We start from the raw sequence: 16,583 nt of genomic DNA, 5'->3' as shown, positions 1-16,583 counted from the left end.
GCTGGCGGTCGTGCGCGGCTTGGGCCTATTCGGTGCGCTCGAACGCGCCGGCGATGGTGAGGTGCAGCTCGTCGCCGATCAGCGGCACGTAGGTCTTCACGCCGAATTCCGAGCGCTTGATCGTGCCCTTGGCGTCGAAGCCGACCGTGTACTTCTTGCTCAGCGGGTTCACGCCGGCGCCGACCAGGGTCACGTCGAGGGTCACCGGCTTGGTCACGCCGTGGAGCGTCAGGTTGCCGGCGACCTTGGCCTTGTCCTTGCCCTCGGGCGTGACCTTGGTCGAGACGAAGGTCATCTCCGGGTACTTGGTCGCGTCGAGCCACTGGTCGCCCTTCAGCTCGTCGGTGAGCTTGGAGCTGGTGGTGGTGACCGACGCGACGGGAATCGTGATCTTGAGGCTGCTCTGGGCCGGGCTCTTCGGCTGAAGGTCGAGGGTGCCCGAAACCTCGGAGAACCCGCCGGAATAGTTCGAGAAGCCCATGTGCGACACGGTGAACCCGACCTGGGTGTGGCCGGCATCGACCGCGTAGGCGCCGGCCTGGATCTGGGCCGGGTCGCGGGTCGGCGGTGTCTGCGCCAGCGCCGGGGCGGCGGCGAGCATGAGTGCGATCGACAGGGCGGAGGGGCTGAAGGGCTTCACGAAGAGCTCCGGGCTCGCTGGCACGGCGGGATGCGCCGTTCGGAGGCGCCGAGATAGGCCGCTTCCCAGCGGTGCGGAAGCGCGGTAACCGGAGACGCATGGTTGCGATTCCGGAAACCTTCACCGGGCATCTCGACGACGTGCGTGCCTTCTGCGCGGTGGTCGACCTCGGCAGCGTGACCCAGGCGGCGGCCTTCGTGCGCGAGACCAAGGGCAGCGTCAGCCGCCGCGTCTCGCGGCTGGAGGCGGTGCTCGGCGTGACGCTGCTGGCGCGAACCTCGCGCGCGGTCTCGCCGACGGCCGACGGGCTGGCCTTCCACGCCCGCGCCCAGGAGAGCCTTGCGCTCTTCGACGAGGCTTTGGAGACGGCGCGCGGCGCCCGAACCGAACCGCGCGGGCACCTGCGCGTCACCGCCTCCATCGATTTCGGCGTCGAGGTGCTGCCCGATCTCGTGGCGAGCTTCCGCGCGCGCTACCCGCAGATCACCATCGAACTGCTGATCACCGACAACCGGCTGGACCTCGCCGCCAACCGCGTCGACCTCGCCCTGCGGCTCGGCGGCGCGCATCCGGACAGCGGCTACATGGCGCCGATCCTCGCCGAGCTGACGATCGGCCTCTACGCCGCCCCGGCCTATCTCGCCCGGAAGCCGGCTCCGGCCGACCTCGCCGGGCTCTGCGACCACGACGTGGTGTTCTCGCGCGAGCGCGTCGGCGCCTCGCAGATTGCGGTGTCGGACCGGCTCGGGCGGGAGGCGCTGATCGACGTGCGCCCGGTGGTGCGGGCGACGGATTTCGCGACCGTGCTGCGGTTGACGCTGGCCGGCGTCGGCATCGGCCACATCCCGAGCCTCGTCGCCGCGAAGGCGCTGGGCGCCGGCACGCTGGTTCCGGTGATGCCCGATTGGGCGAGCCGCGGCGGGACGCTCCGGGCGGTCAGCCTCGCGGGGCGCGAATTGCCGGCGCGGGTCCGGCTGTTCCGCGAGCATGTCCGCGCGGAGGTGGCGCGCGCGTCGTCCGGTCGGCGGCTCCATGATCCGGCCTGACGGCGTCTGCCGGCTCCCGGCTTCGTCGCGAGGCCGGGAGGGTCGGCACGGCCGGGCATGCCCGGAGCGCTCAGTCGACGGCCGCGGCTTCCAGCGTGACGGCCTTGGTCCGGGAGGGCTGGACCAGGATGCGGTCGCCGACGCGGCTGATCTCGATCGTCTCGGCGGGCGAGTCGGCCGGGCGCGGGGTCGAGAGCGTCACGCTCTGGTCGTCGGCCAGAACCGTCTCGAAGCGGACGGCGGGGGCTGCGGCGCGCGGCGCCAGGGTGACGACGACGCGATACCCTTTCGGCTCGGCGGTGTAGTAGGCGACACCGGACAGGGTCCCGAGGTCGACGCTGCCGGCCGCGGCCGGCTTGATCTCGGCTGCGCCGGCACTGCCGAGGCCGGCGGTGAGGGCGACGATGGCCGCGAGGGCGACGGTGCGGCTGCGAGTCTTGATGGACATGATCGTGTGACCTTCGTGCTGCCAAGGGCCCGATGCCCTTGCCTTGGTCACGAATATGTTCTGCAGTGCAGCATGGATCAAACCGATCGTATCGCTGATGACTATCGATCACATCGATCTTAGCCGCATCGACCTGAATCTGCTCGTCGCCCTCGACGCGATGCTGGCCGAGCGCAGCGTGACCCGCGCCGCGGCTCGCATCGGCATTGGCCAGTCGGCGATGAGCTCGAGCCTCGCCCGCCTGCGCCGGCTGTTCGACGACGAGCTGCTGACCCGCGCCCCCGACGGCATGCGGCCGACGCCACGCGCCCTGGCGCTGGCCGAGCCCGTCCGCGCGGCCCTGCGGCAGATCCAGGCGATCGTCCGGCGCGAGGCGGCGTTCGATCCGGCCACGACCGAGCGGACCTTCACGGTCAGCCTGCCGGACAGCACCGAGGTCCTGCTCGGGCCCCGGCTGCTCGGCTACCTGCGCGCCGAGGCGCCGGGCATCCGCCTGCTGCTGCGCTCGGTCGACCGCACGCACATCCTGGAGGAGCTCGACGCCGACCGGGTCGACCTCGCCATCGGCTTCGGGTTCGAGGGGCAGACCCATCACAAGCAGCGCCTGCTCTACCGCGACACCTACGTCTGCCTGTTCGACGCCGGCCAGGTCGGGCTCGCGCCGCCGATCTCCCTGGACGACTACCTGCGCTTCCCGCACATCCTGACCAGCCTGCGCGAGACCGCCCACGGTGTCGTGGACGACGCGCTGGCCAAGCTCGGGCGGGCGCGGACGCTGGCGCTGACGACGCCGCGGTTCCTGGTGGTGCCGTTCCTGATGCGCGCCGCCCCGGTGATCACGACGATGCACGCGCGGCTCGCCACCTACTTCGCCGACGCGCTCGGGCTGACGGTGAGCCCGGCGCCGGTGGAGCTGGACGCGGTCTCGGTCTCGATGCTGTGGCACGCCTCCTACGACGACGACCCGGCCCACCGCTGGCTGCGGCAGGTGCTGGTGCGGCTGGCGGGCGAGACGGCCGAGGTCGAGCGGCTTTAACGGGGTGGGGCAGGGGGCCGGCGCATCGCCGACCCCGCATCCCTGACCACGCTCTTCCCTCCCCCCTCTGCGGGGAAGGGAGTACCCGTCACGCATCTGCTGCGCGATCCGGTAGCGAAGGAAACCCGCGCCGCCCCATCACGCCAGCGTCGTCAGGTCCTGGAACCAGTGCTGGGCCTGGGTGTAGCCCTTCACCTTCGGCGAGAGCGCGTGCGGGTTGGTGTCGTGCACGACCCAGACCTGCACCGCCTCGTCGACCACGATCTCGTGGATGCGGGCCAGCAGCTTGTCCTGCTCCGCCGGGTCGAGGCTGGCCTTGACCTTGTCGCAGAGCGCATCGACCTCGGCGTTCTTCCAGTGGCTCCAGTTCACGCCGTTCGGGGCGATCTGGCGCGAATCGTAGAAGCGCAGGATCGCGTAGAACGGATCGGAGGTGACGTAGGCGATGTTGCCGGCCGAGACGCCCTTCTGGCTCGGGTCGGCCGCGCCCTGGCGCCAGCCGGTATAGGCGACCTCCAGCTCGACAGTCTTGAACTCGACCTGGATGCCGATCTCGGCCCAGCTCTGCTGGATGAACTCGTTGATCGGCAGGGACAGCATCTGCCCGGTGCCGCCGGTGGGGATCAGGATCGTCGCCTTGACCGGGTTCTTCACCGAGAAGCCGGCCTCCTCCACGAGCGTCTTGGCCGCCGCGACGTCGGTCTTGATCTGGAAGGTCGGCTTGCCGAACCACGGGCTCGACGCCTGCACCTGCCCGACGGCCGGGGCGGCCAGGCCGCCCATCAGCTGCACCACGCCGTCGCGGTCGATCGCGAGGTTGGCGGCCTTGCGCAGGCGGATGTCGCGCCAGGGCGAGCCCTCGACCATCGAGAGGTGGTAGTTCCAGACATGCGGCGTGTCGTTGCCGACGATCCGCATGCCGGCGGCCTTCAGACGCGGCACGGCGTCGGGCGCGGGCAATTCGATCAGGTCGACGTTGCCCGACAGGAGCGCGTTCACGCGGGCGAGGTCTTCGGGCACGCAGGCCAGCGTCAGCTTGGCGAGCTTCGGGGCGCGCTTGGGGTTCCAGTAGGCCTCGTTCGCCACGAGCTCGAGGCGGACGCGGGGCTGGAGCTGGCCGATCTTGTAAGGCCCGGTCCCGGAGGGCTGGAACGCGAACTTCGACCAGTCGCGCCCGGCCGCCTCGAACCCGGCCGGCGACGAGATCAGGAACCACAGCATCTGGTAGGGGAACAGGCTGTCGGCGGTCTTCGTCGTCACCTGCACGGTCATCGCATCGAGCTTCCGATACGACGCCACGCCGGGCAGGCGCGGCCTCACCTGGGCGGCCTGGCGCTGGTCGAAGTGCGGCGCCTCCTTGTTGAGCACCTTGTCGAAGTTCCAGATCACCGCGTCCGCATCGAAGGCCGAGCCGTCGTGGAACTTCACCCCGTCGCGCAGGTGGAACGTCCAGTTCTTGCGGTCGGCCGGGTCGCTCTCCCAGGACGTCGCGAGGCCGGGCACCATCCTGCCGGGGCGGTCCGCAACGTCGAGCTCCCAGGCGATCAGCGGATCGTAGAGGGTCAGCCCGGTGAACTGGTAGCCGCCCGCGCCCTTGTCCGGCTGCCCGGTGGTGAGCGGCAGGTCCGACATCGAGATGCCGTAGGTCAGGGTGCCCGCGGGTTTGCCGCCGGGCGCCGAGCCCCCCTGAGCGAGGGCGCCGGGCGCGGCGAGCGGCCAGCCCACCCCGAGCGCGCCGAGGGCGGCGCTGCCGAGCATGAGGTTGCGGCGCGTGAGCGAAGTCTTGTCCATCGGGCACTTTTCGATCGCGGAACGGGAACGATCCGCGCGTCGAAGGAAACGGCGACGCCCTCCGTCGATCGGACGGCATCACCGATCCACGGGCAAGGAGGACCTCCTTGCGTTCCGCCGCGCGGGCTCGTGCCGACATGGGAGGCACACAATATGCCAAGCGCCGCCCGGCACCTCCGCAACCGGTAGTCTACCGGGATCGGTTCCGGCTCACGTCACCACGCTCGGCTCGGCCCGTCCGGTCAGCGCCTCGATCTCCGCCAGCTCGCGGGCGACGGCGACCAGCGGAGCCAGCACCGCGGCGACCGGCCGCTCGAGCCGGTCCGGCGCCGCCTCGTAGCGCTCGATGTAGACGCGCAGCGTCGCGCCCGCCGTGCCGGTGCCGGACAGGCGGTAGACGATGCGGGCATCCTCCGCGAAGGTGACGCGAATGCCCTGGCGCTCGCTCACCGAGCCGTCGACCGGGTCGACGTAGCGGAAATCGTCCGCCGCCGAGACCGTGACGTCGCCGATCCGCCGGCCGGGCAGCTCCGCGAGCTTGTCCCGCAACCCGTCCATCAGCCGGTTGGCGGCGTCCGAGGCGATCTCCTCGTAATCGTGCCGGGTGTAGTAGTCGCGCCCGTACTCCGCCCAGTGCTCGCGCACGATCGCGTCGGCGCGCTTGCCCGTCGCGGCCAGGATGTTGAGCCAGAGCAGCACCGCCCACAGCCCGTCCTTCTCGCGGACGTGGTTCGAGCCGGTGCCGGCGCTCTCCTCGCCGCAGAGCGTGATCAAGCCGGCATCGAGCAGCGTGCCGAAGAACTTCCACCCGGTCGGCGTCTCGTAGGCGCCGACCCCGAGGCGGGCCGCGACGCGGTCGGCCGCGCGGCTCGTCGGCATCGAGCGGGCGATGCCGGCGAGCCCGGATGCGTAGCCGGGCGCGACGCTTGCGTGCGCCGCCAGGATCGCGAGGCTGTCGCTCGGGGTCACGAACAGGCCCGGCGCGACGATCATGTTGCGGTCGCCGTCGCCGTCCGAGGCCGCGCCGAAATCCGGCGCGTCGGGGCCGAGCATCAGCTGGTAGAGGTCGTGGGCGTGGACCGGGTTCGGATCGGGGTGGTGGCCGCCGAAATCCTCCTTCGGCTCGCCGTTGACCACCGTGCCGGGCTCGGCGCCGAGCATGCCTTCGAGGATCGCGTGGGCGTAGGGGCCGGTCACCGCGCTCATCGCATCGAAGCGCATGCGGAAGCCGGATGCGAACAGGCGGCGGATCGCGTCGAAATCGATCAGCTCGGCCATCAGCGCGGCGTAGTCGGCGACCGGATCGATCACCTCCACGACCATGTCGCCGATCCGCGTCGCCCCGACCTGGTCGAGGTCGAGGTCGGGCACGTCGGCGATGCGATATTCCGTCAGCGTCTTCGTCGCGGAATAGATCGCCTCGGTGACGCTCTCGGGCGCCGGGCCGCCGTTGGCGGTGTTGAACTTGATGCCGAAATCGCCGTCCGGCCCGCCGGGATTATGGCTCGCCGAGAGGATGATGCCGCCGATCGCGCCGGCTTTGCGGATCACGCAGGACGCGGCCGGCGTCGAGAGCAGGCCGCCCCGGCCGACGAGGACGCGGCCGAAGCCGTTGGCGGCGGCGATCTTCAGCGTGGTCTGGACCACCGCGCGGTTGAAGAAGCGCCCGTCGCCGCCGAGCACCAGGGTCGCGCCCTCGCGGCCGGCGACGGACTGGACGATCGCCTGGACGAAGGTCTCGACGTAGTGCGGCTGGCGGAAGTGGGCGACCTTCTTGCGCAAGCCGGACGTGCCGGGCTTCTGATCGGAGAACGGCGTCGTCGGCACGCGTTTCAGGACCATGGTTCGCTCGATCTCTCAGGGACTTTCCGCCCAACAACCCGGTTTCGCGGGAGCGGTCAATCAGCCCGCCGGATCCGCCGCCAGGAAGCGGGCGACGAGCATCCGCGCGAGGTCCGCGGGGGCGGCGTCGGTCAGCGCCCCGAGCTTGCCCGAGGTCGAGAGTGAGGCGAGCCCGTGCAGCGACGCCCACAGGGCGGCCACCGCCTGGGCGCGCTCGGCGGCGTCGGGCAGCAGCGGCTCCAGCGTTCCGTCGACAAGGCCGGTCGCGGAGGCCAACGCCTCCCAGTACCAGTCCGGCACCGCGGCGCCGCGCGCGGGCGCCTGGTCGGAGACGAGGCTCCAGATCGCCGGATCCGCGGCGACGAAGGCGAGGTAGGCGGAGGCCAGGGCCGCCGCGTTCACCCGCGGCGACCCCGCCGGGTCGAGGGCCGCCGCGAGCGCGTCCCGCAGCCGGGCGAAGGTGCGGGCGTTCACCCGCAGCAGCACCGCGTCGAGATCGCCGACCGCATTGTAGATCGAGTTCGGCGCGTAGCCGATCGCGGCGGCGAGCGGCCGCATCCCGAGGGCGCGCACGCCCTGGTTCCGGACGATGCCCTCGGCGGCCTCGCAGACCAGCGCGAGGAAGCCGGCCCGGTCGACGTCGCCGCGCGGGCCGGCGGCGCGCTTCTTAACGGTCTTCACGCTATGCATCCGCGGTGTCCCGTGCGGTCGCGCACGGGATGCAGCGATAGATTGCACGGCGTGCAAGAACAAGCTTGCGCACCGCCCGCGATCGCTTAGTTTGCACGTTGTTCAAATGCCGTCGTCCAGCTTGGATCGCACCGGGCCCGGGATTTGACGCGACCGCACGGGTTGAGCCAGTCATGGCCCAGCCGGGGAGACCGCCATGTTCCGTTCGCTGATGACCGCCCGGCGTTTCGCGCCGCTGTTTTGGTGCCAGTTCTTCTCGGCCTTCAACGACAACTTCCTGAAGAACGCGCTCGCCTTCCTGATCCTGTTCAAGGTCTCGCAAGGCGGCGATTCCGACTCCGGCATCCTGGTGACGCTGGCGAGCGCCGTGTTCATCGGGCCGTTCTTCATCCTGTCGGGCCTCGGGGGCGAGCTCGCCGACCGCTACGACAAGGCGGTGATCGCCAAGCGGCTGAAGTTCGCCGAGATCTTCGCCGCCGGCACCGCGGTGCTCGGGTTCTTCCTCGCCTCGGTGCCGATCCTGTTCGTCGCGCTCGGGCTGTTCGGGACGATCGCGGCCCTGTTCGGGCCGATCAAGTACGGCATCCTCCCCGACCACCTGCGCCGCGAGGAGCTGCCGGCCGGCAACGCGCTGGTCGAGGCCGCGACCTTCCTCGCGATCCTGCTCGGCACGATCGCCGCCGGCTTCGCCAGCGCCATGGGCGGCTCGCACCTCGTCTTCGGCGGCCTGATCATGGCCTTCGCCGTGCTGTGCTGGCTCGCGGCGCGGGCGATCCCGCGCACCGGCGAGGGCGCGCCCGACCTGCAGGTCGACCGCAACGTCGCGCGCTCCACCGTGGCCCTGCTGCGCGACCTGTGGAGCGACCGCCGCCTGTGGCGCGGCTCGATCATCGTCAGCTGGTTCTGGCTCGTCGGCGTGGTGGTGCTGTCCTTGCTGCCGCTGCTGGTGCGGCACGACTTCAACGGCTCGGAGACGGTGGTCACGTTGCTGCTCGCGGTGTTCTCGGTCGGCATCGCGCTGGGCTCGGGCCTGGCCTCGTGGCTGTGCAGCGGGCGGATCGTGCTGCTGCCCACCCCCGTCGGCGCGCTGCTGATGGCCCTGTTCGGCCTCGACCTCGCCTGGACGGTCGCCCACCACGCGCCCGAGCCCGGCGCGATGATCGGCGCCGCCGACTTCCTGCGCACGGGCTCCGGCCTGCGGGTGGCGATCGACTTCCTCGGGCTGGCCATGGCCGGCGGCCTGTACATCGTGCCGTCGTTTGCCGCGGTGCAGGCCTGGACCGACAAGGACAAGCGCGCCCGCATCATCGGCGCCGTCAACGTGATGACCGCGGCCTTCATGGTCGGCGGCACGCTGGCGCTCGCCGCGCTCCAGGGCGCCGGCTTCTCGAGCGCGACGCTGCTGGCGCTCGTGGCGGTGCTCAACCTCGTCGTCGCGGTCGTGGTCCTCGTCACCCTGGAGACGAGCCCGTTCCGCGACTTCCTGTCGATCCTGTTCCGGGCGTTCTACCGGCTCGAGGTGCGCGGGCTCGACAACGTCGAGAAGGCCGGCGCGAACTGCATCGTCGCCCTGAACCACGTCTCGTTCCTCGACGCGCCGCTCGCCCTGTCGCTGCTCGACCAGGAGCCGGTCTTCGCCGTCGACCACGGCATCGCGCAGCGCTGGTGGGTGAAGCCGTTCCTGCGGGTCACCAAGGCGATGCCGCTCGATCCGACCCGGCCGCTCGCCACCCGCTCGCTGATCAACGCGGTGAAGGGCGGCGAGACCCTGATCATCTTCCCCGAAGGCCGCCTCACCGTCACCGGCAGCCTGATGAAGGTCTACGACGGCGCCGGCCTGATCGCCGACAAGTCCGGCGCGATGGTCCTGCCGGTGCGGATCGAGGGGCTCGAGAAGACCGTGTTCTCGCGGCTGTCCCGCGATCAGGTGAAGCGACGCTGGTGGCCGAAGGTGGTCGTCACGGTGATGCCGCCGGTCAAGCTCGGGGTCGACCCGGAGCTGAAGGGCAAGGCGCGCCGGCAGGCGGCGGGCGCGGCGCTCTACGGCATCATGTCCGAGCTGGTGTTCGACACCACCGACATCGACCGGAGCGTGATGACGGCGCTGATCGCGGCCGCCGAGCGCTTCGGCTGGCGCCGCACGGCGCTGGAGGATCCGGTCTCGGGCAAGCTCACTTATTCGCGCCTCGTGATGGGCGCCAACATCCTCGGCCGCAAGCTGATGCCGTTGGCGGGGGAGGGGCGGGCGATCGGGCTGATGCTGCCCAACGCGAACGGCGCCGCGGTGACGTTCTTCGCGCTGGCCTCCGCCGGCCGGGTGCCGGCGATGATCAACTTCTCGGCCGGCGCGGCCAACATCCTCTCCGCGTGCACGGCGGCGCAGGTGACGAAGATCCTCACCTCGCGCGCCTTCATCGAGAAGGGCCGCCTCGGGCCCCTCGTCGAGGCGATCAAGGACAAGGTCGAGCTGATCTACCTGGAGGACGTGCGCGCCACGATCACGACGGGCGACAAGATCCGCGGACTGCTGGCGGCGCGCAGGCCCCTCGTGGCGCGGACCGGAGAGGATGCGGCCGCGATCCTGTTCACCTCCGGCTCGGAGGGGACGCCCAAGGGCGTGATGGTCGCCAACCGCGGCATGCTCTCGAACGTCGCCCAGGTCGCGGCCCGGATCGATTTCGGGCCGTCCGACAAGGTGTTCAACGTGCTGCCGATCTTCCACGCCTTCGGGCTGACCTCGGCGCTGGTGCTGCCGCTGGTCTCGGGCGTTCCGGTCTACCTCTACCCGTCGCCGCTGCACTACCGGATCGTGCCGGAGCTGGTCTACGGCTCGAACGCAACGGTCCTGTTCGGCACCGACACCTTCCTGACCGGCTACGCCAAGGTGGCGCACGCCTACGACCTGCGCAGCTTGCGCTACGTCGTGGCCGGCGCCGAGCCGGTGAAGGATTCGACCCGCCGGACCTACGCGGAGAAGTTCGGCCTGCGCATCCTCGAGGGCTACGGCGTCACCGAGTGCGGACCGGTGGTCGCGGTCAACACGCCGATGTTCAACCGCTTCGGCACCGTCGGGCGCCTGGTGCCGGGCATGGAGCACCGCCTCGACCCGGTCCCCGGCATCGAGGAGGGCGGCCGCCTCGTGGTGCGCGGCCCCAACATCATGCTCGGCTACCTGCGCGCCGAGAACCCCGGCGTGCTGGAGCCGCCGCCGGACGGCTGGCACGACACCGGCGACATCGTCGCCATCGACGCGCAGGGCTTCGTCGCGATCAAGGGCCGCGCCAAGCGCTTCGCCAAGATCGCCGGCGAGATGATCTCGCTCGCCGGCATCGAGGCGACCGCCGCCGACCTGTGGCCGGACAGCCCGAGCGCGGTGGCCGCGGTGCCGGACGCGCGCAAGGGCGAGCGGCTGGTGCTGTTCACCCAGCGCAAGGACGCGACGCGCGCCGCCTACCAGACCTTCGCCAAGGGCCGGGGCGCCCCCGACCTCGCGATCCCGGCCGAGGTTGTGGTGGTCGACGCGATCCCGATGCTCGGCACCGGCAAGGTCGATCAGGTGGCGGTGACCAAGCTCGCGAAGGAGCGCGCGGGCGGGCAGGAGGCGACGGCGGCGTGATCGCTTAGGGCACGTCTTCCCTCCCCCTTTGCGGGGGAGGGTGCGACCGGAATATCCTGTCGCCGTGTCGCCTTGTCGAAGAGGGCTGTCGCGTCTGATCGAGTCTCGCCTATAATGGCGAAAAGTCCGGCCCCGATCGAGAAGACCGCCCATGACCTCCCGCATCCCGAACTTCGCCGAGATCGCCTGGGGCGCGGACGCCGTCGCCGTGCCGCCGCCGCCGTCGGGGGAGCCGTGGATGACGCCCGAGGGCATTCCGGTGAAGACCCATTACGGGCCGGACGACCGGGCCGGGCTGGAATTCGTCGACACCTATCCGGGCATCGCGCCGTACCTGCGCGGGCCGTACCCGACGATGTACGTCACCCAGCCCTGGACGATCCGCCAGTATGCCGGCTTCTCTACGGCCGAGGATTCGAACGCGTTCTACCGGCGCAACCTCGCCGCCGGGCAGAAGGGCCTCTCGGTCGCCTTCGACCTCGCGACCCACCGCGGCTACGATTCCGACCACCCGCGCGTCTCGGGCGACGTCGGCATGGCCGGCGTGGCGATCGATTCGATCTACGACATGCGGACGCTGTTCTCCGGCATCCCGCTCGACGAGATGACCGTGTCGATGACGATGAACGGCGCGGTGCTGCCGATCCTCGCGCTCTACATCGTCGCCGCCGAGGAGCAGGGCGTGCCGCCGGCGAAGCTCGCCGGCACGATCCAGAACGACATCCTCAAGGAGTTCATGGTCCGCAACACCTACATCTACCCGCCCAAGGGCTCGATGCGGATCATCTCGGACATCTTCGCCTACACCTCGCAGAAGATGCCGAAGTTCAACTCGATCTCGATCTCCGGCTACCACATGCAGGAAGCAGGCGCGACGAACGACCTCGAGCTCGCCTACACGCTGGCCGACGGCGTGGAGTACATCAAGGCGGGGCTGGCGGCCGGGCTGACGATCGACAAGTTCGCCCCGCGGCTGTCGTTCTTCTGGGCGATCTCGACGAACTACTTCATGGAGATCGCCAAGATGCGGGCCGCGCGCCTGATCTGGGCCAAGCTCGTGAAGGAGTTCGAGCCGAAGAGCGAGAAGTCGCTGCCGTTGCGCACCCACTCGCAGACCTCGGGCTGGTCGCTGACCGCGCAGGACGTGTTCAACAACGTCACCCGCACCTGCATTGAGGCGATGGCGGCGACGCAAGGGGGCACCCAGTCGCTCCACACCAACGCGCTGGACGAGGCGCTGGCGCTGCCGACCGACTTCTCGGCGCGCATCGCCCGCAACACCCAGCTGTTCCTGCAGCAGGAGAGCGGCACCACCCGCATCGTCGACCCGTGGGGCGGCTCGTACTACGTCGAGAAGCTCACCGCCGACATCGTCGCCCGCGCCTGGGAGCACCTGCGCGAGGTCGAGGAGCTCGGCGGCATGGCCAAGGCGATCGAGGCCGGCATCCCCAAGCTCCGGATCGAGGAGGCGGCGGCGCGGGCCCAGGCCCGGATCGATTCCGGCCGCCAGACCATCGTCGGCATCAACAAGTTCAAGCCCGACGACGAGATGAAGATCGAGCTGATGCGCGTCGACAACGGCAACGTGCGCACGCTGCAGATCGACAAGCTCAAGCGCCTGCGCTCCGAGCGCGACCAGGCCGACGTCGATGGGCGGCTGGCCGCGCTGACCGCGGCGGCGGAAGGGGAGGGCAACCTGCTCGAGCTCGCCGTCGAGGCGGCGCGCGCCAAGGCGACGGTGGGCGAGATCTCGGATGCGCTGGAAAAGGCCTGGGGCCGGCACCGGGCCGAGATCCGGTCGATCTCGGGCGTGTACAAGCGGGAGGTGGGTGGCATGTCGCCAGCGGTCGAGCAGGTGCGGGGGCTGGTCGAGGCCTTCGAGGAGAACGACGGGCGCCGCCCGCGCATCCTCGTCGCCAAGATGGGGCAGGACGGGCACGACCGCGGCCAGAAGGTGATCGCCTCGGCCTTCGCCGACCTCGGCTTCGACGTCGACATCGGGCCGCTCTTCGCGACGCCGGCGGAGGCCGCGCGGCAGGCAGTGGAGAACGACGTCCACATCGTCGGCGTTTCGTCGCTGGCGGCCGGCCACCTGACGCTGGTGCCCGAGCTGAAGGCCGCGCTGACCGAGCAGGGCCGCGGCGACGTCATGATCGTGATCGGCGGCGTGATCCCGCCCGGCGACTACGATGCGCTCTACGCCGCCGGCGCCTCGGCGATCTTCCCGCCGGGCACGGTGATCGCGGAGGCCGCGGTTAAGCTGATCGAGGAGCTGAACGGCCGGCTCGGCTACGCCGCCCGGCAGGCCGCCGAGTAGCGCGCCCCCAAAGAGCGCTATTCCGAAGGCGTCTGCGTCTGCGAGGCCGACGCCGACGGCGTGATCGAGCCGGTGGCCTCGGGGCCGCCGGCGCGAAACATGGCCTGGGCCGACTGCTCCGCCCGCTCGCGATCGAGCTTCTGCGCAGCCAGCAGCGCGCAGACCACGAGCAGGCCCACCCCGAATACCGCCTTGGCCGTCGTCCAGATGCGATCGAGCATGCCAAATGGTGGCATGCCGTCGGTTAGCGGGATGACAACGCCGGCGCTTTTTCCGCGGCCCGGCGCGCCGATCGCCCGGGCGATCCGGGCGCCGGGCGAAAGCGACTGTTGCGCTACTTGGTCTTCTTGCCGGCGGTCTTGATCGCGGCGCTGACCATGTCCTTCGTCGAGGGCGCTGCAGCAATCGTCTTCGAAACCACCTTCTTCGGTTTCTTCGTCTCGCGATTTCCGCGCTTGTTCTCGGATGCCATCATGCTCTCCCGCTGGTGATCGCGGCGATGATGGCACGGTTTTACGAAATCGCGCCCTACAAAACACTTGCCTCGCGCAATCGCGAGACGCGCGAAGACATCCGGGCAGATGCCCGGGCCCTCGCGACGGGCCCGGTCGCCGCCGGGCGGGCCGCATTCGCGGCGCGCAGCCCGTCACGGCGGTCGACGACGACGAGGTCGCGCCGCCCCCTGATCCACGAATGCCAGCGACTTCGCCACAAATGAAACCAAGGGTTGCAATAATTCGCTTGCCGCGTATGCGGCCTCGGGTTACTTTGCAATGCAAAGCACGATTCGACGCCGGAGAGCCCATGCACGACCTCGACAAGGCGCTGGCCGACATCGTCGCCATCCGCTCGCAGATCGCGCGGGACACCGCGTTCCGCGGCCTCGGCTCGGCGGCCCTGGCCGCCACCGGGGTGCTCGCCCTGGCGACCGCGTGCGGTCAGGCGCTCTGGCTCGGCGATCCGGACGCGCGGCCGCTTCTGTTCTTCGGCCTGTGGATCGCGACGGCCTGCGGAGCGGGCGGCCTCATCGGCATCGAGACGGTTCGGCGCTCGCGCCAGCTGCATTCGGGCCTGGCGGACGCGATGGTGTGGAATGCGATCGAGGGGTTCCTGCCCGCCGCCGGGGCGGGCGCCTGCCTCGCCCTGGTGATCGCACGCTTCGCCCCCGATCAGGTCTGGATGCTGCCGGGCCTGTGGCAGGTGCTGGTCGGCCTCGGCCTGTTCGCCTCGGCGCGGATCCTGCCGCGGGCGGTGCAGGGCGCGGGCGCGTTCTACCTGCTCGCCGGCCTGACCGCGCTAGCGGTCGCGGGCGAGACCCGAGCGCTCTCGCCCTGGCTGATGGGCCTGCCCTTCGCCATCGGGCAGGGCTTGCTCGCCGTCGTGATGTCCGGCACCGGAGGCGGCGATGGCGATCTCTGATCGGGCCGACGGCCGCTTCTCCTACGACGGTCTCGATCGGGTGATCCACGAGAAGGCGCGGCTCAGCGTGCTGACCTCGCTGGTCGGCCATCCGAAGGGCCTGGCGTTCCCCGACCTGAAGCGCCTGTGCGGGCTCACCGACGGCAACCTCAGCCGCCACCTCGCGGTGCTGCAGGAGGCCGATCTCGTCAGCCTAGAGAAAGGTCACGCCCATAACCGTCCGCAGACCCTGTGCCGGCTGACGCCGGCGGGGCGGGCCCGTTTCCTCGAGTACCTCGGCGTCCTGGAACAGGTGGTGCGCGACGCCGCCAAGGCCGCCCGCCTGCCGGAATCCGGCCACCTCAACATTACCCCGGCCTGACGGCCGACTGCCCGCCATCCGCGCCGCCCCCGACCGGAGCCTTCCAAGATGCAAAGCCCCACCGACACCAGGCCGGGCCTTCACGCCGCGATCATCATGGACGGCAACGGGCGCTGGGCGACCCGGCGCGGGCTGCCGCGCGCCGCCGGCCACCGCACCGGGGTCGAGGCGATCCGGCGCACCGCCGAGGCCTGCCCCGAGCACGGGATCGGCACGCTGACCCTCTACGCCTTCTCCAGCGACAACTGGCAGCGCCCGGCCGACGAGGTCGGCGGCCTGATGCGGCTGCTGCGCGTCTACCTGCGCAACGAGACGGCGCGGCTCGCCCGCACCGGCACCCGCCTCAGCGTCGTCGGCCGCCGCGACCGGCTGCCGGCCGGGCTCCCCGAGGCGATCGAGCGGGCCGAGGCCGCGACCGCCGCCGGGCGCAAGCTGCACCTGCGCATCGCCGTCGACTATTCCGCCCGCGACGCGATCCTCGCCGCCGCCGCGCGGCTCGCCGGCCAGCCCGCCTCGCGCGAGGCGTTCGGAGCGGAGATCGCCGGCGCGATGCACGGCTCGCCGGTGGACGTCGACCTGCTGATCCGCACCGGCGGCGAGCAGCGCCTCTCCGACTTCATGCTGTGGGAGGCGGCCTATGCCGAGCTCCACTTCACCGAGCAAATGTGGCCCGATTTCGGCGAGGCCGACCTCGCGGCCGCGATGGCCGAATTCACCCGCCGCGACCGCCGCTTCGGCGGCTTGAGCGCACCGAAGGTCTCGGCCGCGGCCTGACCGGACTGGACAGGACGGGGGGTCGGCGCCAGATCGGCGGTGTCGCTCCCCTGGCTCGAAGATCGCTGCATGTCCGCTGACGCGTCCCCGCCCGCCCTTGACGACGAGACCGTCGCTTTCGCCGGTCGTCTGTTCCAGTATGCGCGGATGGGGCATGCCGCCGAGCTGGCGGAGTTGTTCGGGCAGGGGCTTCCGGCCAACATCCGCAACGATAAGGGCGACAGCCTGCTGATGCTGGCGGCCTACAACGGCCAGGCCGAGACCGCCCGCGTCATCCTGGAGGCCGGCGGCGACCCGGAACTTCCCAACGACCGCGGCCAGACCCCGCTCGCCGGCGCCGCCTTCAAGGGCGACGTCGCGATCGCGACGCTGCTCCTCGTCCACGGTGCGGCGGTGGACGGCACCGGCGACGGCAGCCGCACCGCGCTGATGACCGCGGCGATGTTCGACCGCACCGAGATCGTCGACCTGCTGCTCGCCCACGGCGCCGACCCGGACCGCCGCGACGCCGCCGGCCAGTCGGCCGCCGACATGGCGCAGGCGATGGGCGCGCAGAACACGCCGGCTCAGCTCGCGAACGCGAAGCGACCCGGCGCCTGAGCG

Annotated in this window: 15 protein-coding genes; 9 read left to right on the top strand and 6 right to left on the bottom strand. The window is 70.8% G+C overall.

From position 1 onward, the window contains the following. Positions 1-25: 25 nt before the first annotated feature. Positions 26-601 carry a YceI family protein gene (locus MKK60_RS21935; RefSeq protein ID WP_243935061.1) on the bottom strand — a complete coding sequence of 192 codons (576 nt, stop codon included), beginning with the start codon at positions 599-601 and terminating at the stop codon, positions 26-28. A gap of 137 nt (positions 602-738) precedes the next feature. On the opposite strand from MKK60_RS21935, the gene MKK60_RS21930 reads away from it, so the two are divergent. Then, positions 739-1,686, top strand: coding sequence for a LysR family transcriptional regulator (locus tag MKK60_RS21930; protein WP_243988565.1), 948 nt, complete (start codon positions 739-741; stop codon positions 1,684-1,686). Between the two features lie 70 nt (positions 1,687-1,756). Here the strand turns inward: MKK60_RS21930 and MKK60_RS21925 are convergent, their stop codons facing one another. Then, on the bottom strand, positions 1,757-2,134 hold the full coding sequence (locus MKK60_RS21925; RefSeq protein WP_147727087.1) for a hypothetical protein: 378 nt from the start codon (positions 2,132-2,134) through the stop codon (positions 1,757-1,759). Between the two features lie 97 nt (positions 2,135-2,231). On the opposite strand from MKK60_RS21925, the gene MKK60_RS21920 reads away from it, so the two are divergent. Then, complete coding sequence (locus MKK60_RS21920) at positions 2,232-3,170, top strand: LysR family transcriptional regulator (RefSeq protein ID WP_243988564.1); 939 nt, start codon at positions 2,232-2,234, stop codon at positions 3,168-3,170. Positions 3,171-3,308: 138 nt separating this feature from the next. Here MKK60_RS21920 and MKK60_RS21915 read toward each other — a convergent pair whose 3' ends face one another. From MKK60_RS21915 to MKK60_RS21905, 3 genes are all read right to left on the bottom strand, one after another. Next, complete coding sequence (locus tag MKK60_RS21915) at positions 3,309-4,961, bottom strand: ABC transporter substrate-binding protein (RefSeq protein ID WP_243935940.1); 1,653 nt, start codon at positions 4,959-4,961, stop codon at positions 3,309-3,311. 210 nt (positions 4,962-5,171) lie between these two features. After that, positions 5,172-6,803 (bottom strand): alpha-D-glucose phosphate-specific phosphoglucomutase, encoded by a 1,632-nt coding sequence (locus MKK60_RS21910; RefSeq protein WP_243988563.1) that lies wholly within the window; start codon positions 6,801-6,803, stop codon positions 5,172-5,174. A 60-nt stretch (positions 6,804-6,863) separates the two neighbouring features. Then, entirely contained in the window at positions 6,864-7,484 is a 621-nt protein-coding gene (locus MKK60_RS21905; RefSeq protein ID WP_243988562.1) for a WHG domain-containing protein, read from the bottom strand. A 205-nt stretch (positions 7,485-7,689) separates the two neighbouring features. Here MKK60_RS21905 and MKK60_RS21900 point away from each other — a divergent pair, with 205 nt between their 5' ends. Both MKK60_RS21900 and scpA read left to right on the top strand, forming a co-directional pair. Beyond that, the gene (locus MKK60_RS21900) at positions 7,690-11,109 is read left to right on the top strand and encodes an acyl-[ACP]--phospholipid O-acyltransferase (RefSeq protein ID WP_243988561.1); all 3,420 of its coding nucleotides are present in this window, start codon (positions 7,690-7,692) and stop codon (positions 11,107-11,109) included. Between the two features lie 151 nt (positions 11,110-11,260). After that, positions 11,261-13,426: a methylmalonyl-CoA mutase gene (gene scpA, locus MKK60_RS21895; RefSeq protein ID WP_243988560.1), complete on the top strand. Its 2,166-nt coding sequence runs from the start codon at positions 11,261-11,263 to the stop codon at positions 13,424-13,426. Between the two features lie 17 nt (positions 13,427-13,443). On the opposite strand, the gene MKK60_RS21890 is transcribed toward scpA, so the two are convergent. After that, positions 13,444-13,647 (bottom strand): hypothetical protein, encoded by a 204-nt coding sequence (locus MKK60_RS21890; RefSeq protein WP_243935950.1) that lies wholly within the window; start codon positions 13,645-13,647, stop codon positions 13,444-13,446. Positions 13,648-13,755: 108 nt separating this feature from the next. Between MKK60_RS21890 and MKK60_RS21885 the strand changes: the two genes are divergently transcribed. From MKK60_RS21885 to MKK60_RS21865, 5 genes are all read left to right on the top strand, one after another. After that, positions 13,756-13,917, top strand: a complete 162-nt coding sequence (locus tag MKK60_RS21885; RefSeq protein ID WP_187274878.1) for a hypothetical protein — start codon at positions 13,756-13,758, stop codon at positions 13,915-13,917. Positions 13,918-14,230: 313 nt separating this feature from the next. After that, positions 14,231-14,845 (top strand): hypothetical protein, encoded by a 615-nt coding sequence (locus tag MKK60_RS21880; protein WP_243988559.1) that lies wholly within the window; start codon positions 14,231-14,233, stop codon positions 14,843-14,845. Further along, positions 14,832-15,206: a transcriptional regulator gene (locus MKK60_RS21875; protein WP_243988558.1), complete on the top strand. Its 375-nt coding sequence runs from the start codon at positions 14,832-14,834 to the stop codon at positions 15,204-15,206. The genes MKK60_RS21880 and MKK60_RS21875 overlap by 14 nt, the downstream gene beginning before the upstream one ends. Before the next feature lie 48 nt (positions 15,207-15,254). After that, on the top strand, positions 15,255-15,980 hold the full coding sequence (locus tag MKK60_RS21870) for a di-trans,poly-cis-decaprenylcistransferase (RefSeq protein ID WP_243988557.1): 726 nt from the start codon (positions 15,255-15,257) through the stop codon (positions 15,978-15,980). A 69-nt stretch (positions 15,981-16,049) separates the two neighbouring features. Further along, positions 16,050-16,580, top strand: a complete 531-nt coding sequence (locus tag MKK60_RS21865) for an ankyrin repeat domain-containing protein (RefSeq protein ID WP_147842496.1) — start codon at positions 16,050-16,052, stop codon at positions 16,578-16,580. Positions 16,581-16,583: the final 3 nt, after the last annotated feature.

Source organism: Methylobacterium sp. J-092, from assembly GCF_022829325.1.
GTDB lineage: Bacteria > Pseudomonadota > Alphaproteobacteria > Rhizobiales > Beijerinckiaceae > Methylobacterium.
Note: the sequence above shows the minus strand (reverse complement) of the source record. Positions and strands in the feature narration are given on the sequence as shown.

What these genes read in the sequence shown, in the direction of transcription:
- MKK60_RS21925 (WP_147727087.1), bottom strand. Translation starts at nt 2,134, where the DNA reads ATGTCCATCAAGACTCGCAGCCGCACCGTCGCCCTCGCGGCCATCGTC.
- MKK60_RS21935 (WP_243935061.1), bottom strand. Translation starts at nt 601, where the DNA reads ATGCTCGCCGCCGCCCCGGCGCTGGCGCAGACACCGCCGACCCGCGAC.
- MKK60_RS21910 (WP_243988563.1), bottom strand. Translation starts at nt 6,803, where the DNA reads ATGGTCCTGAAACGCGTGCCGACGACGCCGTTCTCCGATCAGAAGCCC.
- scpA (WP_243988560.1), top strand. Translation starts at nt 11,261, where the DNA reads ATGACCTCCCGCATCCCGAACTTCGCCGAGATCGCCTGGGGCGCGGAC.
- MKK60_RS21870 (WP_243988557.1), top strand. Translation starts at nt 15,255, where the DNA reads ATGCAAAGCCCCACCGACACCAGGCCGGGCCTTCACGCCGCGATCATC.
- MKK60_RS21920 (WP_243988564.1), top strand. Translation starts at nt 2,232, where the DNA reads ATGACTATCGATCACATCGATCTTAGCCGCATCGACCTGAATCTGCTC.
- MKK60_RS21875 (WP_243988558.1), top strand. Translation starts at nt 14,832, where the DNA reads ATGGCGATCTCTGATCGGGCCGACGGCCGCTTCTCCTACGACGGTCTC.
- MKK60_RS21865 (WP_147842496.1), top strand. Translation starts at nt 16,050, where the DNA reads ATGTCCGCTGACGCGTCCCCGCCCGCCCTTGACGACGAGACCGTCGCT.
- MKK60_RS21890 (WP_243935950.1), bottom strand. Translation starts at nt 13,647, where the DNA reads ATGCTCGATCGCATCTGGACGACGGCCAAGGCGGTATTCGGGGTGGGC.
- MKK60_RS21930 (WP_243988565.1), top strand. Translation starts at nt 739, where the DNA reads ATGGTTGCGATTCCGGAAACCTTCACCGGGCATCTCGACGACGTGCGT.
- MKK60_RS21900 (WP_243988561.1), top strand. Translation starts at nt 7,690, where the DNA reads ATGTTCCGTTCGCTGATGACCGCCCGGCGTTTCGCGCCGCTGTTTTGG.
- MKK60_RS21880 (WP_243988559.1), top strand. Translation starts at nt 14,231, where the DNA reads ATGCACGACCTCGACAAGGCGCTGGCCGACATCGTCGCCATCCGCTCG.
- MKK60_RS21915 (WP_243935940.1), bottom strand. Translation starts at nt 4,961, where the DNA reads ATGGACAAGACTTCGCTCACGCGCCGCAACCTCATGCTCGGCAGCGCC.